Raw genomic sequence first — 15743 nt, 5'->3', positions numbered from 1 at the left:
TGCCAGGAATCAAGCGGCGCGATCAGGCCGCTTCCAGGTCGACCACGAACACCGAGCCGCCGTCCGGGTTCGGCGTGTAGTGCACGTCGGCGCCGTTGGCGCGGGCCAGGTTCCGCACGATGTACAGGCCGAGGCCCGTCCCGCGCACCTTCGCCGCGTCGCGGTCGGCCCGGGCCAGGCGTTCGAACAGCCGGTCGCGGAACTCCGGCGGCACGCCCGGGCCGCGGTCCTCGACGGCGATGCGCACCCGCTCGCCGTCGGGGGTGATGCGGACCGCGGTGGGTCCGCCGCCGTACTTCGCCGCGTTGCTCAGCAGGTTCGTGAGGATCTGCTGCAGCTGCCCGGCGTCCACGAGCGCGGTGGCGTCGGGGCCCGCGACGGGGGTGCCGTCGGCGCCCGTATCGGCCAGGGCCAGCGCGATCTGGGCCCGCAGCGGGGTCGGGGCGCGGCGGGCGTGCAGGTTGCCGGCCTCGCTGCGGACCATCGTGAGGACCTCCTGCACGATGGCGTCGAGGCGGCGGGCCTGGCGGGTGATGCCGTCGACGACCTTCGTGCGCATGCCCTCGCTCAGGGTCGACCAGGTGTCGGAGGCGATCTCGGTGTAGCCGAGGATCGCCGCCAGGGGGTTGCCGAGCTCGTGGCCGAGCATGCCGATCAGGTCCCGCTTCAGCCGGTCGGCCTCTTCGAGCTCGGCGTTGCGGGCCGCGAGCGCGGCGGCGTCGTCGGCGTGGCGCAGCGCGGAGGCGAGGGCCTCGGCGAGCAGGGCCAGCTGCTGCTCGTCGGCCTCGTCGAAGACGTCCGGGTGGCGGGAGCTGACCTTGAGCACGCCGATCACCGAGTCGTCGGCGTGCAGCGGGACGACGAGCATCGCGGCGATGCCGAGCCGGGCGCACGCCTCGCGGTCGACGCGCGGGTCGCGGGCGGCGTTGCGGCAGTGCGCTGTCGCGTCGGCGGTCATCGCAGCGCCGCTGAGGGAGGCGTCGATGCGGACCCGGGTGCCGAGCGCTCCGGCCAAAGTGCCGGCGGTCGCGGCGTACACCAGGTACGCATCCTCGGCGAGCTCGACCGCGGCGCCGTCGGCCGCCGGGAACAGCTCGACGGCGCGCTCGGCCACCACGTGCAGGGCGGCGTCACGGTCGGCCGCGACCGCGATGAGCTCCCGCTGGACGCTCAGGGTGTGCTGGAGGCGGCGGTGCTCGCGCTCCGCGGCCATCGCCGCCGCCCGCTCGGCCGCGATGTCCTCCAGCTGCATCAGCCGCCACGGCTCGCCGGCCGGGCCCGGCACCAGCGACAGCGTCACGCGGGCCCACACGATCCGGCCGTCGGGGCGCAGAATCCTCTGGTCGTACCGCACCTGCCCGCCCGTGCGCAGCCCGGTCCGCGCGTCCGCGGCGGTGGCCAGGTCGCCGGGGTCGGTGACGTCGGTGTACCGCAGCCCGGCCAGCTCACCGGCGCTGCGCCCGATCAGGTCGGCCGCGGCCGGGTTGGCCTGCCGGAACACGTCGTCCTCGTCGCACAGGACCAGGCCGAGCGGGCTGCCGGAGAACGCGGTGCGGAACTGCTCCTCGCTGCGGGCCAGGGCGAGCGCCGCGGCCCGCTCCCGGGTGACGTCGAGCAGCTGGACGACCGCGGCAGCCGGGCCCGCCTGGTCGCTGATGACGGAGGTGTGCGCGGCCACGTTCACCTGCGCACCGTCGCGCCGCCGCAGCACCACCTCCCGGGTGGAGCGGTGCCGCTCACCGGCGGCGAGGGAGGCCAGCGCGGCGTCGTAGTCGGGCCGCGGCATCGCGACGAGGTCACCCAACGGCACGCCGGGGATCGCCGCCGGCTCCGATCCGATCAGCTCGCTGAAGGCCGGGTTCGCCAGGAGGATCCGGCCGTAGTCCGCGCCCCGCAGCCCGAGCACCACCTTGGCCAGCGGGCTGTGGTCGAAGACCTCCGCGAACCGTCCCTCGCTCTGTTCGAGGCGCTGGACGGCGGCCAGGGCGGCGGCCCGCTGCCGGGCGAGGGCGGCGTTGGCCTCGGTCGCCTCGAAGAGCAGCTCCCGGTTGCGCTCGGTGTGTTCGGCGTGGCGCAGGGCCCCGGCGACGGCGTCGGCGAGGAGGGTCAGCTGCTGCTCGTCGGCCTCGCCGAACGCGTGGGCCTCGCGGGCGATGACGGTCAGGACGCCAATCGGGCCGTCGGGGCGCAGCAGCGGCGCGATGACGACCGAGCGGACGTCGTCGGCCCGGCCCGCCTCGGCGAGGGCTCGCGGGTCGGTCGCGGTGTCGTCGCAGCGCAGCGTCGAGCGGGTGGCGACGGCCAGCCCGACCATCGTGCCGGTCAGCGTTACCTCGCGCCGAGCGTCCCACGGCGGGGCGTACCCGGCCGCGGCGACGATCGGGATCGCCTCGCCGGTGGCGTCGAGGAGGTGCACGGCCGCGCCGTCGCCGGTGGGCAGCACCTGCAGGGCCCGCTCGGCGGCGAGGGTCACCAGCAGCTCGCGGTCGCCGGCCGCCGCCGCGATCTCCCGCTGGATGGCGATCGTGGTGCGCAGCCCCCGGGCCTCGTCCACGGAGCGGGCGACCCGGTCGGTCAGGTCGTGGTGCTCGTCGCTCTCGACGGACTCCAGCACCACGTACCCGCTGCCCCGCACCGGCAGCACCCGGGTCAGGATCCAGCCGCGGGTACCGTCGCGCCGCACGATGCGCCGCTCGCATTCGAGGTCCCCGAAGCCGTCGAACGGCTCGTCGCGGGGCAGCAGCATCGCGATCGGCCGGCCGACGAGCTCGTCGCGGCGATACCCGGTCAGCCCGCAGAAGGCGTTGTTGACCTCGACCAGCTCACCGGCGGTCGTCGCCACCGCCTTGGCGATGGCGCTGCGCTCGAACGCCTCGGCGAGCAGCCGTGCGCGCGACTCCCCGTCGAGCCGCGCGAGCAGACCGAGGAACACACCACCCTCATCGGCAGCGGACCGCCCCGGCCTGAGCGGTTTAACGGTGCGGCCCGTGGGGGGCTTCCTTCGGGAGGTGGACCTCGACCGCGCCGCCCCCGTCGGCGCTGGCGACGCGCAGGGTGCCGCCGTGGCGGGCGACGACCGCGCGGGCCAGCATGAGGGCCGTGGACGTGCGGGCTCCGCCGGTCGCCGTGAACAGTCGATTGCTTGTCAGCTGCTCATGGAGGGGTACTCGCACGAGCCAGCCGTCGCCGGCCGCCCGCGCGGTGACGTGGACCGGCGTGTCACCGGCCGACGCCACGGCGACGGAGAGCAGTCGCTCGGCGAGCGACTCCAGCCACACCGGGTCGGCGGTGATGGTGAGCCGGGCGGGGTCGTCGACCGACAGCGTGACGGGCGGGGCCGGGGCGGCCCGCGTGTTCCAGGCGGCGACCGCGTCCGCGAGCAGGGAGCCGAGGTCGACGGGGCGGACGTCGAGGGCGACCGCACCCTGCTCCAGGGCGTTGAGCGTCGACAGTTCGGTGACGACGTCGCCGATGCGGGCTGCGTTGCGGCGCACGACGTCGAGCAGGTCGGGCAGGTCGGGTACCCCCGAGATGTCCGGAAGCAGTTCCAGCACGGTGCTTGTCGACGTCAGTGGTGTGCGCAGCTCGTGGCACAGCGCGGCGACGAGCTCGGTCTTCTCGGCGACCTTCTCGGCCAGGGCCCGGTTGTGCTCCCGCAGGCGCCGGCGGATCTGGGCCTGCAGCGTGACGTCCCGCACGACGAGCACCCAGGCGGCGTCGAGACGGTGCCACACGGCCTGGACGCTGCGCCCGCCGGCGAGGCGCAGCTGGTGCGGGTGCTCGACCGGGGGCCAGGCGAGGACGGCGGCGGCCGGGTGGTCGCCGCGGTCGGCAAGAGCCGCCGCCAGCTCCTCGACGGGTACGTCCGGCCGCACCTCGGCCGCGCTGCATCCCAGCAGTCCGGGCAGGGCCCGGTTGACCTGGGCCAGCCGCCCGTCGGGCCCGGCGACGGCGACGCCGACATCGAGGACGTCGAGGACCTCGGCGATCGTGAGCCCGACGGTGGTGCCCACGTCAGGCCCGGCTCGCCACCGGCGGCGCCGACCGCGGCCGGCTCGGCCCGCTCTCGTGATCGGCGGCGCGAGTGCCGAGGAACGCGTCGACGCGGGCGAGGAGGTCCCCGGCGCTGAACGGCTTCACCAGGTAGTCGGTGGCGCCTGCCGCGAACCCACCGGCCACGTCGGCGGGCCCGCCGAGCGCGGTGACCAGCAGGACGGGCAGGTCCGCGGTCGCGGGTGCGTCCCGCAGCGCCGCGCAGACCTGCAGCCCGCTCAGCCCGGGCAGGCCGACGTCGAGCACGGCGACACCGGGCCGGTGCTCCAGCGCGAGCCGGAGCGCCGAGTCGCCGTCACCGCAGGCGAGCACCGTGTGCCCGGCGCCGTCGAGCATGTACTCCAGCAGCTCCCGCACGCCCGCGTCGTCCTCGGCCAGCAGCACAGTTGCCATCCCACTCCAGCCCGTCGGGGTCGGTTGCTTTCCGTCCGACGGTACCGAACCCCCATGATCCAGATGCTACGTTCGGCGGGATAGCCCCGATGTGCCGCTCCGCTCCCAGGAAGACCCCTCCATGCCACCCGCCCAGGCCGAGCTGCTCCAGCTCGCCGCGCACGAGCTGCGCACGCCGCTGACCTCGATCCGCGGGTACAGCGAGCTGCTGGCCACCGGCCGCGCGGGCGAGCTCACCGACCAGCAGCAGCGCATGGCGAGCCTGATCGACCTGTGCGCCGGCAAGGTGTACGCGACGATCGAGGCCCTCATCGTGCTCACCGGCATCGGCGACGGCACCTTCGGCCTCGCCGTCGAACCGACCCGCCTGGCCCCGCTCGCGGTCCGGGTCGCGGCGGAGGTCGCCACCAGGGCCCGGGTCGCCGGGGTGGCCATCGACGTGGCCGTGGCGGATGACGTGACGCTGCTGGCCGATCCGCGGCACCTGCAGCGGGCCCTGGCCGAGCTGCTGGGCACCGCCATCGATCTCGCCCCGCGGGACGGCACCGTCCGCCTGGCCGCTTCCACGAACCCGGCCGCCTCTCCCGTTTCCCCGCACCCGGCCGCCTCTGCCGTTGCCACGCACCCGGCTCCTGCTGTGCCGGTTCCGGCAGCGACCCACCTGGTGGTGACGTGCCCGCCCGGCGGCCCGGCGGCCGGGGAGCAGCTGGCCCTGTACGACCGCTGCCTGTGCGCCGCCCCGGCCCTGGCTGACCTGGAGGGACCGGGCCTGGGCCTGGCCGTGGCCCACGCAGTCGTCGCCCACCACGGCGGCACCATAGCCGCGACCGCCGACGACACCGGCGTCACCGTCACCGTGACACTGCCATCCGCCCCACCGGACGACCCGTCCCACATCGTCCTGCGCCGCCGAGCCTTCAGCCGATCCCCACGCGGCTGACCCCGCCCGCCAGACCGGGACCGGCACCCAGCAACCTCCTGCACCGCTGCACCGCTGCACCGCTGCACCGCTGCACCGCGCGCCTTCTCGGGCCACCCTGCACCCAGACCCGGACCCCGACCTGGACCCGGACGCGGGTCGGTGCGCGGCGTCAGCGGATCTCGGCGCGGGTGGCACGGAGCAGGCCGAGCAGGACCGGCAGCGCGACCCAGACGGCCGCCGAGGCGCCGAACCGCACCCACTCCGCGGCGGTCACCCCGGGCGCGTCGAGCGGCGCCCGGGTGCGGCTCAGGTCCAGCCAGCGGGCCGCCGGTTCGAGGGCGGGAACGAGCCGTCCGGCCGCGGCCCAGCCGATGGGCACGACGTAGTACGCGGCCACCGCCCCCGCCGACCCGAGCAGCAGCAGCCCGAACCCGAATCCGCACAGCATCGTGGCCACGTCGACGAGCGCGAGCTGCCCCGCGACGGCCGCGTCGGCGGGACCGGCCGCGTCGGCGGGACCGGCCGCGTCGGCGAGACCGGCGAGGTCGGCACCCCCGGCGGTCAGCGCGGCGGCGGTCAGCGCGAACCCGGCCGCGGCCAGCCCGAGGACGGTGACGGCGGCCAGCTTGGCGAGCACGACCCGCCACCGGTCCGGGACGAGCGCGAACGTGGTCAATCCCGTGCGCTGCGACCACTCGCTCGTCACCGACAGCACCGCCAGGACCGGCAGCAGGATCGACACCGGCAGCTGGGCCGCGGCGGCCGCCTCCGGAAAGGTACGCCCGCCCTGCACCACCGGCGCGGCCACGGCCAGGGCCGCGACCGCGGCCAGCAGCCATCGCCCGGCCCGGGTGTCAACGGTCTTGCGCAGTTCGACAAGGACCAGGCTCATCGCGCCGCCTCTCCGGTCAGTCGCAGGAACTCGTCTTCCAGGTCGCCGGGCCCGGCCAGCTCGGACCGGGTGCCCTGGGCCACGATGCGGCCGCCGGCGATGACGACCAGCCGGTCCGCGATCCGCTCGACCTCGGCGAGGAGGTGCGAGGAGAGCAGGACCGTGCCGCCGGCGTCCGCATGATCCCGCAGCAGGCGCCGCATCCAGCGGATGCCTTCGGGGTCCAGGCCGTTCGCGGGCTCGTCCAGGATCAGGACCTCGGGCGCGCCGAGCAGGGCCTGCCCGACGCCGAGGCGCTGGCGCATGCCGAGCGAGTAGGTGCCGACCCGCTGCCGGGCCGCCGGGCCGGCCAGGCCGACCCGCTCCAGGACCGCGTCGACCCGCGCCTTCGGCACCCCCATGATCCGTGCGGCCAGGATCAGCGTCTCCCGCCCGGTCCGGCCGCCGTGCTGCGCGCCCGCGTCGAGGAGCACGCCGCACCGGCGGCCGGGGTTGCCCAGTGCGCGGTACGGCACCCCGCAGATCTTCGCCCGCCCCCGTGACGGGCGCGTCAACCCGCAGAGCATCCGCAGCGTCGTGGACTTGCCGGCCCCGTTCGGCCCCAGGAACCCTGTGACCGTCCCCGGTTCGCACCGGAAGGAGGCGGCGGCCACGACGGGGCGGCCGGAGTACCACCGCCAAAGCTCTTCGACCTCGATCATGCGCCCAGCTTGCGCGGTGACCGTCGGGGCGGGCATCCGTCCTCGGTAGCGGCGCACCCCCGACTTTGGTCGGTCCCGCACCCAGCCGCAACGTCGTAACCTTCGGGCATGTCCAGCACCCGCCGCCACCGCCTGGCCGACGTGGTCTGCGTGGTCGCGTGCCTCGCCCTGGGGGCGCTGCTGCTGCGCTTCGGCGACGCCGGCTGGGCCCGCCACGGTGCGGTGCCGGCCGTGAGCTGGGCCGCCGACGCCGCGGTGGGGACGGCCGGGAGCCTGCTGGTGTGGTATCGCCACCGCAACCCGATCATCGTCGCCCTCCTGCTGTTGCCGCTGGGCGCGGTCTCGGGGTCCGTGACGCCCGCCCTGGCCGTGTCCGTGTATGCGGTGGCGGTCCACCGGCCGGCCCGGCAGGCGGTGTTGATCGCCGCCGACAACGTCATCTCGGTGCTCATGTACTTCGGGCTGCAGGTGGACCCCCGCCACCCCCTCGCGGTCGACCTGATCGTGCGGGGCGGGATCATCACCGGCGCGCTCGGCTGGGGACTGTTCGCCGGGGCCCAGCGCCGCCTCCTGTCCTCCCTGGTCGACCAGGCCCGGCTGACCGAGCGGGCCAGGATCGCGCGCGAGATGCACGACGTCCTCGCGCACCGGCTGTCCCTGGTCAGCCTGCACGCGGGCGTCCTGGAACTGCGCACCGACGCCGACCCGGACGAGATCGCCACCGCCGCCGCCGTCATCCGCACCAACGCCCACGCCGCGCTCGGTGAGCTGCGCACCGTCATCGGGGTGCTGCGCGACACCTCGTCATTCGAGGGGGTCGAGCGCCCGCAGCCCACCCTCGTCGACGTCCCGGACCTGGTGACGTCGGCCGACTACCGCAATGAGGTGCGCGAGGCCGACTCGCTCGACGCGACGGTGGGGCGCACGGTCTACCGGATCATCCAGGAGGGGCTGACCAATGCGCGTAAGCATGCCCCGGGTACCCGCAGCAGCGTGTCGTTGTCCGGTGCCCCCGATGACGGCATCAGCATCGAGATCAGCAACCCGCTCGGGGCACCCAGCACCGTTCCGGGCTCCGGGCTGGGCCTGATCGGGCTCGCCGAACGGGTCGAGCTGGCGGGCGGCTGGCTCCAGCACGGCCCGGACCGGGGAAGGTTTCGTTTAGCGGCCTGGCTTCCGTGGGCGGTGAACCGCCGTGAGTGAATCGGCAACGCGGCCGATCCGGCTGGCGATCGTCGACGACGACCCGTTCGTGCGGGCCGGTCTGGTGATGGTGATGCGGGGCGCCGGCGACATCGAGGTGGTCGCCGAGGGCGCCGACGGGGGCGAGGCGATCACGCTGACCGACGCCCACGCGCCCGACGTCATCCTGATGGACATCCGCATGCCCCGGGTCGACGGCCTGGTCGCCACCGAGCGGCTCCGGGCCCGGCCGCGGGCACCGCAGATCATCGTGCTGACCACGTTCGACGCCGACGACTACGTGCTGCGGGCGCTGCGGGCCGGCGCCGGCGGCTTCCTGCTCAAGGACACCGCCCCGCGCGACATCCTGCACGCGGTGCGGACCGTCGCGGCCGGCGAGGCGATGCTGTCCCCCGCCGTGACCCGCCGGCTCATCAACCACGTCGCCGACCCGGCCGCCGCCGCCCGCCGCGCGGACGCCCGCACCCGCCTGACCCGGCTGACCGGCCGCGAACGCGAGGTCGCCGAGGCCGTCGGCCAGGGCCGATCGAATGCCGAGATCGCCGCCGCCCTGGCGATGAGCGTCCCGACCGTCAAGGCGCACGTGTCGCGCCTGCTGGCCAAGCTCGCCCTCAACAACCGGGTGCAGATCGCGCTGCTCGTCCACGACGCCGCCTGAGGGAGCACCGGACCGGAAAGAGGCGCCGCCTGAGGGAGCACGGACCGGAAGAGGCGCCGCCTGAGCGAGCACCGGACCGGAAGAGCAGATGCCTCGCGGCGGGGCACCGTGTGCACCCGCCGCGAAAAATCCGTGTGCACCCCTCGCGAAAGCGGGCGCCGATCGGTCAGCTGCCGCCGATGCTGCTGCCCAGGCTGGCGAAGAAGTCGCCGAAGCCGTTGGCGATGTCGAGGAGCCCGCCGCCGATGGCGCTCACCGCATTGGCCGCGGACTGCGGGCGGTACGCGATGAAGAACACCAGGAACGCCAGGCCACCCCATCTGAGAATTTTTTTAGGCATGGTCGCCGTTTCCTCCCCATCAGGACGCCGGGCATTCAGCGTAGCCGTTCTATGACGCTCAGTGAAGTTGCTGCATCGCACTGACGCGTCGTGCGGGCAGAACGATAGCAACACATGGAGCTTGCATTCACGACCGTTCACTCAGCTCGGGCCGTACGCGAGCACCGTACAGACCCATCCTGAAGCGGGCCTAGCATGGCACACGTGGCGTACGACGAGGTACTGGCCGAGCGCGTCCGCGAGCGGCTGCCCACCGCGGCCGCCAAGCGCATGTTCGGCGGCGTGGCGTTTCTCACCAACGGCAATCTGACCGTCGGCGTGTTGGGCGACGACCTCCTCGTCCGCCTGGGGCCCGAAGCCGCCGGTGACGCCCTGGGCCGCCCCGGCGTCACACAGTTCGATGGCCCGGGCCGTCCGATGCGCGGCTGGGTCGTGGTCGCCGGCGACCAGCTCGACGACCCGGACCTCGACCGCTGGATCGCCGCCGCCTCCGGGTTCGTGGCGACTCTCCCACCGAAGTAGGGTTCCCGGGATGGGGCACGTACGCACGGCATTCTTTCTCGACTTCGACAACGTGTTCAGCGGGCTGTTCAAGCTCGATCCCGAGGTCGCCGTGCAGTTCGCCACCGAGCCCGGGCTCTGGCTGCACCGCCTGGCCACGACCCTGACCCCGGAGGGCCCCCGGCGCTGGCTCATCCTCCGGTGCTACCTCAACCCCGCCGGTTGGGTGAATTCCCGCGACACGAACGGAGAGCCGACGCGGCTGTACTTCTCCCGCTTCCGCCCTTCTTTCGTGCGCGCCGGGTTCGAGGTCATCGACTGCCCGCGCTACAACGCCACGAAGAACGCGGCCGACATCCGCATCGTCGTGGACGCGGTCGACGCCCTGGCCGACGAGACCCGCTACGAGGAGTTCGTCATCGCGTCCGGCGACTCCGACATGACCCCGCTCCTGCAGCGCCTGCGCCGCGCCGACCGCCGCACGATGATCGTCTCCCCGGCCGACGCCGCCGAGGCGTTCACCGCCATCGCCGACCAGCTCCTGGACAGCCAGCAGCTCCTCGCCCTGGTCCAGGGCGAGCCAGTGGACCTGGACGACTTCGACAACGGCGCCGGCAACTCCCCGGACTTCGTGCCCGACGAGGCGTACGAGCAGTTCCGGGCCATCGTCACCGCCGACTACGAGGCCGCCGACACCCCGCTCAACATGGCCGCCCTCGCCTACCGCCTGCGCAGCGAGCTCGGCCCGGTCGTCGGCACCAGCAACTGGTTCGGCTTCGGCTCATTCGCCCGCGCCCTGGAGACGCTCGAGCTGCCGAACCTGCACATGTCGCAGCACCTGCTGTGGGACGACAGCCGCCACGAGGCGCCCGAACCGGCCTCGCCCGGCACCCCGCGGACCGTCCTGCCGGAGCCCGTCGAGCGCCTGGCCGACCAGCTGAGCCTGCCCCGCCTCCCCCGGGCGTGGTGGCCGTCGATCTACGAGACGCTCTCCGCGTACGCCCACGAGCACCGCTTCAACCTCACCCAGTGCACGAGCTGGTCCCGCGACCGCCTGCGCGACAACGGCGTCCCGGTGAGCCGCGGCGCCGTGGCCTTCGTGGTCCGCGGCACGTCCTTCGGCGGCTACCCCCTGCACCGCCAGCCCCCACCGACCCCCGCCGAGATCGCCTCAGCCTTCGTCAACAACGTCCTGAGCCGCGCCGAGGCCGCCCAGATCCCCTTCACCGAGGACGAAGCCTCAGCCGTCCGCACCTGGCTGGGCGAGACGGTCTAGTCGCTACGGCTCGTAATCGAGCGTCAACCGAGCGAATCGACGTCCGTGATCAGTTAGGCGGGTGATGGTAAGCTGAGGCAGGGAAAACGCGCGGGGCCGCCACCACGCAACTTGACCCGGCTGCACATGCACCGCACTGCTGGAATGCTCACGAAACGACGACAACAGGCCGCCCCATGAACCGCCCCGACTCGACCTCGTCAAGCATCGCAGCCGCCACCGTCGCCCGACTCACACGCGCGGGAAACAGGCTCCGCGGCAGCTCAGACAGGGTCAGGATGCGGCGGCTCGCAGAGAGCGGGCCATCGCTCAACGGACCCGCGTGCACAACCGTCCCGCCCGCCGCCAGCACCGTCTCCGCGGCCGCCACCCGGTCGGGAAGCTCCTTGCGCATGAAGACGCCCAGCAGCGCCCGGGTCAGGAACCCCGCCGCAGCCGCCGACGGGCCGACCCCCAGCGCAGACAGCCAGACCACCCGCGCACCCGACGCAGCCGCACCCCGGGCGCCGGCGGCCAGGACCCCCAGGGCCACACCGCCCGCGAGGCCCAGCCCCGCCACCCCCGCGGCCTCGCCGCCCGAGACGCCCAGGCCGCCCGAGACGCCCGAGACGCCTAGGCCGCCGGTACCGCCAGCGCCGCCAATACCGTCCGAGCCCGCCACAACCGCGGCCTCGCTGCCCGAGACGCCCGGGCCGCCAGTACCGTCCGAGCCGGCCACGACCGCGGCCTCGCCGCCGTTGACGCCGAGGCCCGACGCGCCCAAGACCCCGCCGCCCGTAAATCCTGGGCGCACGACGCCCATGCCCGGGCCGCTCGGGCCGGGCGCGGCCGAGGGGCCGCCGCTCGTGATGCCGAGAGCCGAGACGATGATCTCGGCGCCGTCCAAGGCCCGCTTGAGGGCGGCCGGGTCCAGCACGTCGGCGGTGATCACCGTCAGGTCGGGGTGGTCGGCGGGCAGGTAGGGGTCGCTGGTCAGGCGGGACGGGGTGCGGGCTACGGCTCGGACCCTGTGGCCGCGGGACAGGGCCTGGCGGATCAGTTCGCGGCCCGTGCCGCCCGTTGCGCCCAAGATCGTGATTGTCGGCATCAGAGGTCGGCCAGTGCCTTCAGGGCGGGCTCGTGCAACGCCGGCGGGGTGACCAGCAGCGATGGTGCGCCTGGGCGCCAGGGGGTGCCGGTCAGGTCCGACGCCTGGGCGCCGGCTTCGGTGGCGATCAAGGTGGCGGCGGCTACTCCGGTGGTGGCCGGGGCGAACTGCCAGAAAACGTCCGAGCGGCCGGTGGCCACGGCGAGCAGCGGGAACGTCGTTGGGATCGTGGTTCGGACCAGCAGGGCGCGAGACATCAGCTTGCCGATTGCGTTGCCTATCCGGGATTGCAGCTCCTCCGGCTCGTCGCCCACCTGGCTCGTCTCGACGATTGCATCCGAAAAGTCCAATTTGGGGGAAATGTTCAACACACTGGGCCGCGCGGTGGCGGGTGTGTGCAGGTGGGCGCCGGCGCCGGCGACGGCGGTGAACAGGCGGTCCGGCACCGGTTCGTAGATCACGGCCAGGGCTGGGGAGCCGGCGCGCAGCAGCGCGATGCTGATGCACCATTCCGGGCGGCCGTGCAGCAGGTTCACGGCGCCCTCCACCTCGTCGACCGCCCACCACTCCCCCTCGTCAAGCGGTGTGCGCTCGTCCGGCTCCTCGACCCAGCAGGCCCCCGGACGCAGCGCCGACAGTGCTGCGCGCAACGGTGCGTGGATCGACTCGTCAAGGGCGGTGGCGGCGGCTCGCATGGCGGTGCGGTCAGTCAGGCGGTTCGACGGGCTCCAGTGCTGGTGCAGCAGGCGGTGGCCGAAGTCGCGGGCTACGTCGATTACCGGGGTCAGCTCCATGCCCCCAAGTCAAGCCAGCCCCCAGCGTTGCGGCAAATGCATCTTTGCTAGCCATACAGTTACCCCCATGCACTCACTCGACCTCAACCTGCTGACCGCCCTCGACGCGCTGCTCGAAGAGGGCAGCGTGCTCGGCGCGGCGCAGCGGCTGCGGCTGTCGCCGCCCGCGATGAGCAGGACGCTGGGGCGGATTCGGCGGGCCACCGGTGACGCGATACTGGTGCGGACCGGGCGGACGATGACGGCCACGCCCTATGCGCTGCGGGTGCAGGCCGATGTGCACCGGGTGGTGCGGGAGGCACAGTCGCTGCTCGCGCCCGATGCCGAGGTGGCGCCGGCGACGCTGGAGCGGACGTTCACGCTGCGGTTCCACGACGGGATCACCGCGGCTGTCGGGCCGGCGCTGCTGCGGGCGGTCTGCGCCGAAGCGCCAGGGGTGCGGCTGCGGTTCCTGGGCGAGTCCGGCGCCGACACCAGCGATCTGCGCCACGGGCGGGTCGACTTCGAGATGGGCGCCGATGAGCCGCAGCGGCCGGAGATCCGCTGGGAGGTGCTCGGGCACGACGAGCGGGTGCTGGCGATTCCGGCGGGCTGGGCCGCAAAGACGCTGTCGCGCAAGCGGTTCGGCGCGGTCCCGCACATCATCGTGTCGCGGCGGGGGCGGCTGCGGGACCCGCTCGACGACGTGGTCCAGCGGCGCACCGTCGCGTCGGCGCCCACCGTGGAGGCGGCGCTGGGGCTGGCCGCGGCGATCGGGGCGGTGGTCGCGGTGCCGGCCCGGATGACCGCCGACGCCGTGGCCCGGCACGGGATGCGGGTGGTGCCGCTGCCCGTGGAGGCGCCGCCGGTGCCGATCATCCTGCGGTGGCATCAGCGCAACGACACCGACCGCGCCCACGCGTGGCTGCGGCAGCTCATCGCCGCCCGGACGGCGCTGTGAGGACGGGCTCTCACGCCCAGCGGTTGCCCAGCCAGAGCCGGTCCAGCCAGGCGGTGTACGGGATCGCCGTCGCCGAATAGATGGGGTAGAAGTACGCGAAGCACAGGGCCACAGCCAGGACGTACCCGCCGAAGATCATGGATCCGGCGAACCGGCGGCGGGCGTGGGGCGCGCCGAGCAGGGCGCCGAGCACGTAGACCACCGCGAGCACCAGGAAGGGCTCGGCCGGCAGGGCGTAGAAGTAGAACATCGTGCGGTGCTCCGGCATCGACTGGAACCACGGCACGATCCCGGCGAGGGCCGCGGCCAGCACGAGCCAGGCCCGCCCGTCGCGGCGGGCGATCGCCAGCCAGGTCAGGGCGGCCAGGGCGGGCAGGAACGACCACCACAGCACCGGCGTGCCGAGCAGCAGGACCTCGGCGGTGCAGCGGTCCGCGGAGCAGGACACGCCGGGGTCCCAGTAGATGGCGACCGGGCGGCCGAGCAGGAGCCACTGCCAGGGCCACGACTGGTACCGGTGCGGCTTGTCCAGCGTCGTATGGAACGCATAGGCGGTGTCGTGGTAGTGGATCAGGTTCACCAGCGGGTCGATGAACCGGTCGTGGGGCAGGTTGTGGGTGGCGGCATACCAGTGGCGGAAGTAGCCGTCGTCGCTGAGGAACCAGCCCCACCACACGTTGATGTACGCGAACAGGGCGATGCCGAGGATCGCGAAGCCCCAGCCGATGACCGGCACCAGGCTCGCGGCGAACCAGTGGCGCACCCCGGCGCTGCGGCAGGCCCCCATGTCGAAGACCGCGGCGGCCGCGACGAACAGCAGCAGGTACCACAGCCCGCTCCATTTGACGCCGCACGCGAGCCCGATGGCGACCGCCCAGCCGATGCGGTACCAGGGAATCCCGAGCCGCGGCCGCAGCGTGTCGCCGCCGGACTCGACCACCGCGAGCCACCGGGCCCGCCGCTGCTCCCGGTCCAGCACCAGCAGGTAGAACGCCAGCACCACCCAGAACATGAGGAAGATGTCGAGCAGCGCCATCCGCGACAGCACGAAGTGCATGCCGTCCAGCGCGACGAGCAGGCCGGCCGCGGCGGCGAGGAGGGTGGAGCGGAACAGCCGCCACGCCGCGGCCATGAGCAGGACGATCGCGGCGACGCCGACGAGGACCGCCATGATGCGCCAGCCGAACGAGTTGTACCCGAACAGCTGCTCCCCCACCGCGATCATCCACTTGCCCAGCGGCGGGTGGACGACGTACTCGGCCTGCCCGGACTCCGGGACCCACTCGACGCCGTGCTGGAGGAGGTCCTGCGCCTCGTTGGCGTAGTACACCTCGTCGAACATGACACCCGGCGGGTGGGCCAGGTTGACCAGGCGCAGGGCGAGGGCGATGCCGCCGATCAGCAGCGTCGCGAGCCAGAAGGATCTCGGGAACCGGCCCGGCCAGCCGAGCCGCCGCCGCGCGCTGCCGAGGGCCGCGTCGCCGCGAAATCCGGTGGTCACCGCCCGATAGTAGGCGCCAGACTGAGCCGATGTTCGAGCTGGTCGTCGTGGCGTCTGCCGAAACCGAGCCCCTGATCCCGGTCCTGCGCGACGCCGAGGAGGGCGACGACCGCATCCGCGCGGTGCTGCGGGACCCGCTGTCGGTCGCCTACGCCGCAAGCAGTGACGGGCTCCTGGTCGGGGCGGCCGTCGTCCGCGAGGGCGAGATCGTCTACATCGCCATCGTCGAGGAGCACAGGCGGCGGGGGTACGGCCGGCAGATCCTCGACGAGCTGAAGCGCGCGAACCCGGGCGGACTCGTCGTGGGCACGGCGAACTCGTCGCTCGACAACATCGCGTTCTACCAGCGGTGCGGGTTCCGGATGCTGCGGGTGGAGCGGGACTACTTCGCCTACATCGACCCTCCGATCGTCGAGCACGGCATCCCCATGCTGGACATGATCGTATTTTCCTACGAAAAATAGCACCCTTGACTCGTCAGC

Annotated in this window: 15 protein-coding genes and 1 pseudogene; 7 read left to right on the top strand and 9 right to left on the bottom strand. The window is 73.5% G+C overall.

The genetic code is table 11. From position 1 onward, the window contains the following. Positions 1 to 22: 22 nt before the first annotated feature. Genes Dvina_RS14730 through Dvina_RS14720 form a run of 3 tightly spaced genes read right to left on the bottom strand, consistent with a single transcriptional unit; the run spans position 23 to position 4446 of the window. Positions 23 to 2932, bottom strand: coding sequence for a PAS domain S-box protein (locus tag Dvina_RS14730; RefSeq protein WP_223103044.1), 2910 nt, complete (start codon positions 2930 to 2932; stop codon positions 23 to 25). Between the two features lie 40 nt (positions 2933 to 2972). Next, positions 2973 to 4013 (bottom strand): sensor histidine kinase, encoded by a 1041-nt coding sequence (locus tag Dvina_RS14725; RefSeq protein ID WP_223103043.1) that lies wholly within the window; start codon positions 4011 to 4013, stop codon positions 2973 to 2975. Between the two features lies 1 nt (position 4014). Further along, positions 4015 to 4446 (bottom strand): response regulator transcription factor, encoded by a 432-nt coding sequence (locus Dvina_RS14720; protein ID WP_223103042.1) that lies wholly within the window; start codon positions 4444 to 4446, stop codon positions 4015 to 4017. A gap of 121 nt (positions 4447 to 4567) precedes the next feature. Here Dvina_RS14720 and Dvina_RS14715 point away from each other — a divergent pair, with 121 nt between their 5' ends. Then, positions 4568 to 5386 (top strand): ATP-binding protein, encoded by an 819-nt coding sequence (locus Dvina_RS14715; protein ID WP_223103041.1) that lies wholly within the window; start codon positions 4568 to 4570, stop codon positions 5384 to 5386. A gap of 151 nt (positions 5387 to 5537) precedes the next feature. Here the strand turns inward: Dvina_RS14715 and Dvina_RS14710 are convergent, their stop codons facing one another. Further along, the gene (locus Dvina_RS14710) at positions 5538 to 6260 is read right to left on the bottom strand and encodes an ABC transporter permease (RefSeq protein ID WP_223103040.1); all 723 of its coding nucleotides are present in this window, start codon (positions 6258 to 6260) and stop codon (positions 5538 to 5540) included. Between the two features lie 2 nt (positions 6261 to 6262). Beyond that, positions 6263 to 6961, bottom strand: a pseudogene (locus tag Dvina_RS14705) (ABC transporter ATP-binding protein); the annotation flags it as partial. A 108-nt stretch (positions 6962 to 7069) separates the two neighbouring features. Between Dvina_RS14705 and Dvina_RS14700 the strand changes: the two are divergent. Then, positions 7070 to 8164 carry a sensor histidine kinase gene (locus Dvina_RS14700; protein WP_223103038.1) on the top strand — a complete coding sequence of 365 codons (1095 nt, stop codon included), beginning with the start codon at positions 7070 to 7072 and terminating at the stop codon, positions 8162 to 8164. A gap of 67 nt (positions 8165 to 8231) precedes the next feature. After that, positions 8232 to 8822: a response regulator gene (locus Dvina_RS14695; RefSeq protein ID WP_223105529.1), complete on the top strand. Its 591-nt coding sequence runs from the start codon at positions 8232 to 8234 to the stop codon at positions 8820 to 8822. Positions 8823 to 8988: 166 nt separating this feature from the next. On the opposite strand, the gene Dvina_RS14690 is transcribed toward Dvina_RS14695, so the two are convergent. Next, complete coding sequence (locus tag Dvina_RS14690) at positions 8989 to 9162, bottom strand: hypothetical protein (RefSeq protein ID WP_223103037.1); 174 nt, start codon at positions 9160 to 9162, stop codon at positions 8989 to 8991. 204 nt (positions 9163 to 9366) lie between these two features. On the opposite strand from Dvina_RS14690, the gene Dvina_RS14685 reads away from it, so the two are divergent. Then, positions 9367 to 9684 carry a TfoX/Sxy family protein gene (locus Dvina_RS14685; protein WP_223103036.1) on the top strand — a complete coding sequence of 106 codons (318 nt, stop codon included), beginning with the start codon at positions 9367 to 9369 and terminating at the stop codon, positions 9682 to 9684. A gap of 10 nt (positions 9685 to 9694) precedes the next feature. Further along, the gene (locus Dvina_RS14680) at positions 9695 to 10939 is read left to right on the top strand and encodes an NYN domain-containing protein (RefSeq protein ID WP_223103035.1); all 1245 of its coding nucleotides are present in this window, start codon (positions 9695 to 9697) and stop codon (positions 10937 to 10939) included. Positions 10940 to 11087: 148 nt separating this feature from the next. Here the strand turns inward: Dvina_RS14680 and Dvina_RS55180 are convergent, their stop codons facing one another. Both Dvina_RS55180 and Dvina_RS14670 read right to left on the bottom strand, forming a co-directional pair. Continuing rightward, the gene (locus Dvina_RS55180) at positions 11088 to 12026 is read right to left on the bottom strand and encodes an NAD(P)-dependent oxidoreductase (RefSeq protein ID WP_223103034.1); all 939 of its coding nucleotides are present in this window, start codon (positions 12024 to 12026) and stop codon (positions 11088 to 11090) included. Next, the gene (locus Dvina_RS14670; protein ID WP_223103033.1) at positions 12026 to 12820 is read right to left on the bottom strand and encodes an inositol monophosphatase family protein; all 795 of its coding nucleotides are present in this window, start codon (positions 12818 to 12820) and stop codon (positions 12026 to 12028) included. The genes Dvina_RS55180 and Dvina_RS14670 overlap by 1 nt, the downstream gene beginning before the upstream one ends. Before the next feature lie 67 nt (positions 12821 to 12887). Here Dvina_RS14670 and Dvina_RS14665 point away from each other — a divergent pair, with 67 nt between their 5' ends. After that, positions 12888 to 13760 carry a LysR family transcriptional regulator gene (locus Dvina_RS14665; protein WP_223103032.1) on the top strand — a complete coding sequence of 291 codons (873 nt, stop codon included), beginning with the start codon at positions 12888 to 12890 and terminating at the stop codon, positions 13758 to 13760. A gap of 10 nt (positions 13761 to 13770) precedes the next feature. Here Dvina_RS14665 and Dvina_RS14660 read toward each other — a convergent pair whose 3' ends face one another. After that, entirely contained in the window at positions 13771 to 15261 is a 1491-nt protein-coding gene (locus Dvina_RS14660) for a dolichyl-phosphate-mannose--protein mannosyltransferase (RefSeq protein ID WP_246656218.1), read from the bottom strand. A 29-nt stretch (positions 15262 to 15290) separates the two neighbouring features. Here Dvina_RS14660 and Dvina_RS14655 point away from each other — a divergent pair, with 29 nt between their 5' ends. Beyond that, complete coding sequence (locus Dvina_RS14655; RefSeq protein WP_223103031.1) at positions 15291 to 15725, top strand: GNAT family N-acetyltransferase; 435 nt, start codon at positions 15291 to 15293, stop codon at positions 15723 to 15725. Positions 15726 to 15743: the final 18 nt, after the last annotated feature.

Origin of the sequence: Dactylosporangium vinaceum (assembly GCF_019904175.1) — a bacterium.
GTDB lineage: Bacteria > Actinomycetota > Actinomycetes > Mycobacteriales > Micromonosporaceae > Dactylosporangium > Dactylosporangium vinaceum.
This window is presented reverse-complemented; position numbering and strand designations above follow the sequence as displayed.